Here is a 5,659-nt window from a genome sequence, read left to right as displayed (position 1 = left end):
ACGTTCTTCGAAACCGGACACTGGTGACCGCGCCTCCAGAGTGTGGAACCGGCTCAGCCGGAGGACCACGGCGATACTAAGGTAAGGATTACCTAACCAAAAGACCCCTGTCTGGGCCGACCTGTTACCGGCCACTAGGATTAAGGCCTGCCTAACCTAAGGGAGTTGCCCGTTGGAGACCGCACGGTGACGCGGGGCAGAAGGGTTCGCCCTGTTCTCCTCGTCGCATTGCTGGGCGTGGTGCTGCTCGCGCTCTGTCTGCTTTCGCTCGCCCTCGGCGCCGCCAGCATTCCGCCGGACCAGGTGGTGCGCGCGCTGTTCGGTGACGCGCCGAGCCGGTTCGTGGACAACGTCATCTGGTCGGCGCGGGTGCCCCGAACCGCGCTGGGACTCACCGCGGGGGCGGCGCTCGGACTGGCCGGGGCACTGATGCAGGCCCTGACCCGCAATCCGCTGGCCGACCCCGGAATCCTGGGGGTCACCGCGGGTGCGTCCTTCGCCATCGTGCTGGCCGTCGGTGTGCTGGGGCTCGGCTCGTTCTACGGGTACGTCTGGTTCGCCTTCGCCGGTGCGCTCGTGGCGAGCGTCCTGGTCTTCCTGCTCGGCAGGCTCGGTCGCTCCGGTCTGACCCCGGTCAAGCTGGCGCTCGCCGGGGTCGCGGTGACCGCGCTGCTCAACTCCCTCACCAGCGCGATCGCGTTGACCGACCCGGACGCGCTCGACCGCTACCGCTTCTTCACCGCCGGCTCGATGGCCGACCAGGACGGGGCGACCGTGGTGCGGATCCTGCCCTTCCTGGCCGTCGGTGCCGTACTCGCTCTCGCCGCCGCGCCCGCCCTCAACAGCCTGGCCCTCGGCGAGGACGTGGCGGCCTCCCTGGGACGGCGGATCGGCCTCATCCGGCTCGGCGGCGTGACCGCGATCACCCTGCTGACCGGAGCGGCGGTGGCGGCCATCGGCCCGGTCGTCTTCATCGGTCTGGTCGTCCCCCATGTCGCCCGTGTGCTGGCCCAGTCGGCGGGCATCGGCCCGGACCACCGCTGGCTGCTGCCGCTGTCCGCGGTGCTCGCGCCGAGCCTGCTCCTCGCGGCGGACATCATCGGCCGGATGATCGCCCGGCCCACCGAGGTACAGGCCGGGATCGTCGTCGCCTTCATCGGCGGACCGTTCTTCATCGCCCTGGTCAGACGGCGCAAGCTCGCGGAGGCATGAGGATGACGACGACCTTCAAGTCCCTTACGGCGAAATCCCGTTCCGCACCGGTCCGGACCTACCGCCTGACCGTGCCACCGCTGTCCGGCATCATCCGCCCCCGTCTGGTGGCGCTGAGCGTCGTGCTCGGTGTCGGCACCTTCTTCCTCTTCTGCTGGAGCCTGACGATCGGCGACTACCCGATCGCCTTCACCGACGTCGTGCGGGCCCTGGTCGGCTCCGGGGATCCCGGCACCGTGCTCGTCGTCCAGGAACTGCGGCTGCCCCGCGCCCTGGTCGGACTGCTGGCCGGCATCGCGTTCGGTGTCTCCGGCGGGCTGTTCCAGACGATGACCCGCAATCCGCTGGCCAGCCCCGACATGATCGGCCTCACCCAGGGGGCGGGCACCTTCGTGGTCGCGGGCATCGTGCTGGGCTGGGACGGAGGCCTGGGCACGCAGGCGCTCGGACTGCTCGGCGCGCTGACCACGGCGCTGCTGGTGTACGTCCTCGCCTGGCGCGGCGGCACCACCGGCTACCGGATCATCCTCGTCGGCATCGGCGTGGCCTGGATCTGCACGAGCGCCACCGACTATCTCGTGGCCAAGGGCGGCCGGTTCCAGGCCCAGGCCGCGCTCGGCTGGCTGGTGGGCAACCTCAACGGCCGTACGTGGTCCCAGGTCGGCCCCCTCGCCGTCGCGCTGGCGGTCCTGCTGCCGACGGCGCTGCTGCTCGGCCGGCTGCTGCGTACCCTCCAGTTGGGCGACGACGTGGCCACCGGCCTGGGCACGCGGGTCCAACCGGTGCGTCTGGCCATCCTGCTCAGCGGAGTCGGTCTGATCGCTTTCGCCACCGCGGCCGCGGGCCCGATCGCGTTCGTGGCGCTCGCCGCACCGCAGATCGCCCAGCGGCTCGCGGGCACCGCTTGGCCGCCCACCGTGGCCTCGGGACTGACCGGGGCGCTGGTGGTCCTAGGCGGCGACCTGATCGCCCGTACGCTGATCTCCGGCACGGAGTTGCCGGTCGGAATCGTCACGGGCGTGCTCGGCGCGCCCGTTCTGCTCTGGTTGCTCGTCCGCGCCAACCGCGCGGGTTCAGGAGGCTGATCCCATGTCGACCGACCGTATGCCGACCGATGCCGGGCCGGCCGACGCGCTGCCCTTGGCCGACCCGGACCTGAGGGCGAGCGGGCTGCGCCTGGCGTACGACAACCGCCTGGTGGTGGACGGCCTCGACCTGGCCGTGCCGCCCGGCCGGATCACCGCCGTCGTCGGCGCCAACGCCTGCGGCAAGTCGACGCTGCTGCGCGCCCTGGCCCGGCTGCTGGCACCCCGTGAAGGTGCGGTCCATCTGGACGGCAGGGCGCTGCAGTCCATACCGACGCGGGAACTGGCGCAGCGCCTGGGCATCCTGCCGCAGAGCCCGGTGGCGCCGGAGGGCCTGACGGTCATCGACCTGGTGAACCGGGGCCGTTCACCGCACCAGACCTGGTGGCGGCAGTGGTCGAAGGCGGACGAGCAGGCCGTGCAGGAGGCGCTGACGGCGACCGGTATGACGGACCTGGCGGACCGCCCCGTCGACGAGTTGTCCGGCGGTCAGCGCCAACGGGCCTGGATCGCGATGGCCGTGGCGCAGGGCACCCCCGTCCTCCTCCTCGACGAGCCCACGACCTACCTGGACCTGGCCCACCAGATCGACGTCCTGGACCTGATCACGGACCTCAACCGGCGTGAGAACCGCACCGTCGTGATGGTCCTGCACGACCTCAACCAGGCCTGCCGCTACGCCGATCACGTGGTCGCCATGAAGAACGGCCGGATCGCCGCCGAGGGCACTCCGGCCGAGGTCATCACGGCGGAGACGGTGGCGGACGTCTTCGACCTGGACTGCCGCATCACCCTGGACCCGGTCAGCGGCACGCCGATGGTGATCCCGATGGGACGCCATCACCAGGGCGCGCCGCTGCAGCCGATGGCCCAGGCGGCGGACTGAGACGCGGACGCCGTCAGGGCCGCGCGGTCAGATACCCGCCCATCGTGCGGAAGTACTCCGACGCGGCAAGCTCCGTCCCGTCCTCCGTCCGGACCCGCTTGACCAGGAGTCCGTGCAGCTTGCCGGTCCGCGCCTCGGCACCGGCCACCACGACCACGCCGTCTCCCTCGGGGATGAAGATCCGCCCGGGCGTGCCGCCGTAGCAGCCCTGGGAAACCTCCGCCTCGACGATGCGGATGCGTTCGCCGCGGTGGTGGGTGAAGGCGTTGGGGTACGGGTCGGACTGGGCGCGCACCAGCCGGTCCAGGGCCTCCGCGGGCCAGGTCCAGTCGATGCGGCTGTCCTCCATCGAGCGCTTGTGGAAGAAGCTGGCCCTGCTGCGGTCCTGCGGAATCCAGTGGGCCCGGCCGGAGGCGATCAGGTCCAGCGACTCGTGGACCACGGGAGTGATCAGGTCGACGGTGCGGTGGAAGAGATCGGTGACCGTGTCGCGCGGGCCCACCGGGATCGCCCGCTGCAACAGGACGTCGCCCGCGTCGAGTTCGGCGTTCATGCGGTGCGCGGTGACGCCGACCTCGCGTTCGCCGTTGATGAGCGCCCAGATCAGCGGGGAGAAGCCCGCGTAGGCCGGCAGCAGCGAGTCGTGGACGTTGAGAGTGCCGTGCGTGGGGAGGTCGAAGATCTCCGGCGGGAGCACCGTGCGCCAGTTGTTGGCGACGATCAGATCGGGCTCCACGTCCCGCAGGGCGGCGCGGAGTTCGGGGTCGTCGGGGCGGTTGCGCAGCAGCACGGGGATGTCGTGCTTCTCGGCGAGTTCGGCCACCGAATCGTCCCAGATTTTCTCGTATACGTGGTCGCTCCTGGGGTGGGTGACGGCCATGACCACCTCGTGATCGGACTCCAGCAGAGCCTGGAGCGTGCGGTGCCCCCAGGTCTGATAGCCGAACATGACGACCCGCATAGTCGATCCTCTCGTAGGACACACCATTGCAAGGTAAGGCTAACCTTATTTAACATCGGTGGCGCCTAGGGGAAGGGAAGTTGCGGTGAACGCACTGCACGACGAACCTGACGCCGTCCACGACGTGCTCGGAATAGGTTTCGGACCGTCAAATCTCGCACTGGCCATAGCAATCGGGGAACACAACGTCCGAGCCGCCCCACAGGAACGGATCCGCGCCGGATTCCTGGAACGCCAGACCAGCTTCGGCTGGCACCGCGGAATGCTCATCGACGACGCGACCATGCAGGTGTCCTTCCTGAAGGACCTGGTCACCATGCGCAATCCCACGAGCGACTTCAGCTTCCTGTGCTTCCTTCGGGAGCGCGGCAGGCTGGTCGACTTCCTCAACGCGAAGACCCTGTTCCCGCTGCGGATCGAGTTCCACGAGTACTTCGAGTGGGCGGCCGCCCGGGTCGCGGACCTGGTCACGTACGACGCCGAAGTCCTCTCCGTGGAACCGGTCACCGCCGAGGGCGGCGAGGTCCGCTGGTTCGACGTGGTCAGCCGCGTCCCCGGCGATCCACAGCGCACGGTGGTCCGCCGCACCCGCAACATCTCGGTGGCCGTGGGCCTGGAACCCCATGTGCCGCCCGACATAGCCCTCTCGGACCGCATCTGGCACAACAGCGAACTGATCCCGCGCACCCGCGAGTTGACCGGCCGGGGCGGATCGGTGCACCGCATCCTGGTCCTCGGCGCGGGACAGAGCGGCGCCGAAGCGGTCGACTACCTGCACCGCTCGTTCCCCGACTCGGAGATCTGCGCGGTCTTCGCCAAGTACGGCTACACACCCGCCGACGACAGCCCGTTCGCCAACCGGATCTTCGACCCAGAGGCCGTGGACGTGTACTTCCAGGCGCGGCCCGAGGTGAAGCAGTCCCTGTACGACTACCACCGCAGCACCAACTACTCAGTGGTCGACATGGACTTGATCGAGTCCCTGTACGCCACCATGTACCGCGAGAAGGTCCAGGGCCGCGAGCGCCTCCAGCTGCGGAACGTGTCCCGCATCCGGGACGTGCGGCAACTGCCCGACCGGCTTGAGGTCACCGTCGAGTACCTCCCCACCGGAGAACGGGAGGTGATCGCCTGCGACATCCTGGTCCATGCGACCGGCTACCGCCCGAGGGAGCTCGACCCCCTGCTGGGCCGGACCGCGAAGCTCTGCCTGCGGGACGACAACGACGCCGTACGCGTCGGACGCGACCACCGCGTGGAGGCCGCGCCCGAGGTCACCGCCGGTATCTATCTGCAGGGCGCGACCGAGCACACGCACGGCCTCACGTCCACCCTGCTGTCCACGACCGCCGTACGCTCCGGCGAGATCCTCGATTCCCTGATCACTCACCGGCGCGGCGACGCGGACGACGCCACTGGGCAAGATTTATCAAGTCAGAGTAGCCTCACCTAAGTTTGCAGCCTGTCGACAGTTTTCAGCCTGTCGAGCGATTCAACGGTTGTCCGATCCCGGAG

5 protein-coding genes are annotated in these 5,659 nt (G+C 69.4%); 4 read left to right on the top strand and 1 reads right to left on the bottom strand.

All coding sequences use genetic code 11. The features are described from left to right. The first annotated feature begins 186 nt into the window (after positions 1-186). The 3 genes from ACTWQO_RS05990 to ACTWQO_RS05980 are packed head-to-tail and all read left to right on the top strand — an operon-like array spanning position 187 to position 3,183. The gene (locus ACTWQO_RS05990) at positions 187-1,212 is read left to right on the top strand and encodes a FecCD family ABC transporter permease (protein ID WP_443236237.1); all 1,026 of its coding nucleotides are present in this window, start codon (positions 187-189) and stop codon (positions 1,210-1,212) included. A gap of 2 nt (positions 1,213-1,214) precedes the next feature. Further along, complete coding sequence (locus ACTWQO_RS05985; protein ID WP_443236156.1) at positions 1,215-2,297, top strand: FecCD family ABC transporter permease; 1,083 nt, start codon at positions 1,215-1,217, stop codon at positions 2,295-2,297. A 49-nt stretch (positions 2,298-2,346) separates the two neighbouring features. After that, the gene (locus tag ACTWQO_RS05980) at positions 2,347-3,183 is read left to right on the top strand and encodes an ABC transporter ATP-binding protein (protein ID WP_443236236.1); all 837 of its coding nucleotides are present in this window, start codon (positions 2,347-2,349) and stop codon (positions 3,181-3,183) included. 13 nt (positions 3,184-3,196) lie between these two features. On the opposite strand, the gene ACTWQO_RS05975 is transcribed toward ACTWQO_RS05980, so the two are convergent. After that, positions 3,197-4,144: a methionyl-tRNA formyltransferase gene (locus ACTWQO_RS05975; protein ID WP_443236155.1), complete on the bottom strand. Its 948-nt coding sequence runs from the start codon at positions 4,142-4,144 to the stop codon at positions 3,197-3,199. Between the two features lie 85 nt (positions 4,145-4,229). Between ACTWQO_RS05975 and ACTWQO_RS05970 the strand changes: the two genes are divergently transcribed. After that, the gene (locus tag ACTWQO_RS05970; protein ID WP_443236154.1) at positions 4,230-5,597 is read left to right on the top strand and encodes a lysine N(6)-hydroxylase/L-ornithine N(5)-oxygenase family protein; all 1,368 of its coding nucleotides are present in this window, start codon (positions 4,230-4,232) and stop codon (positions 5,595-5,597) included. Positions 5,598-5,659: the final 62 nt, after the last annotated feature.

The sequence above is a fragment of the Streptomyces sp. 4N124 genome (genome assembly GCF_052245395.1).
Taxonomy (GTDB): domain Bacteria; phylum Actinomycetota; class Actinomycetes; order Streptomycetales; family Streptomycetaceae; genus Streptomyces.
Note: the sequence above shows the minus strand (reverse complement) of the source record. Positions and strands in the feature narration are given on the sequence as shown.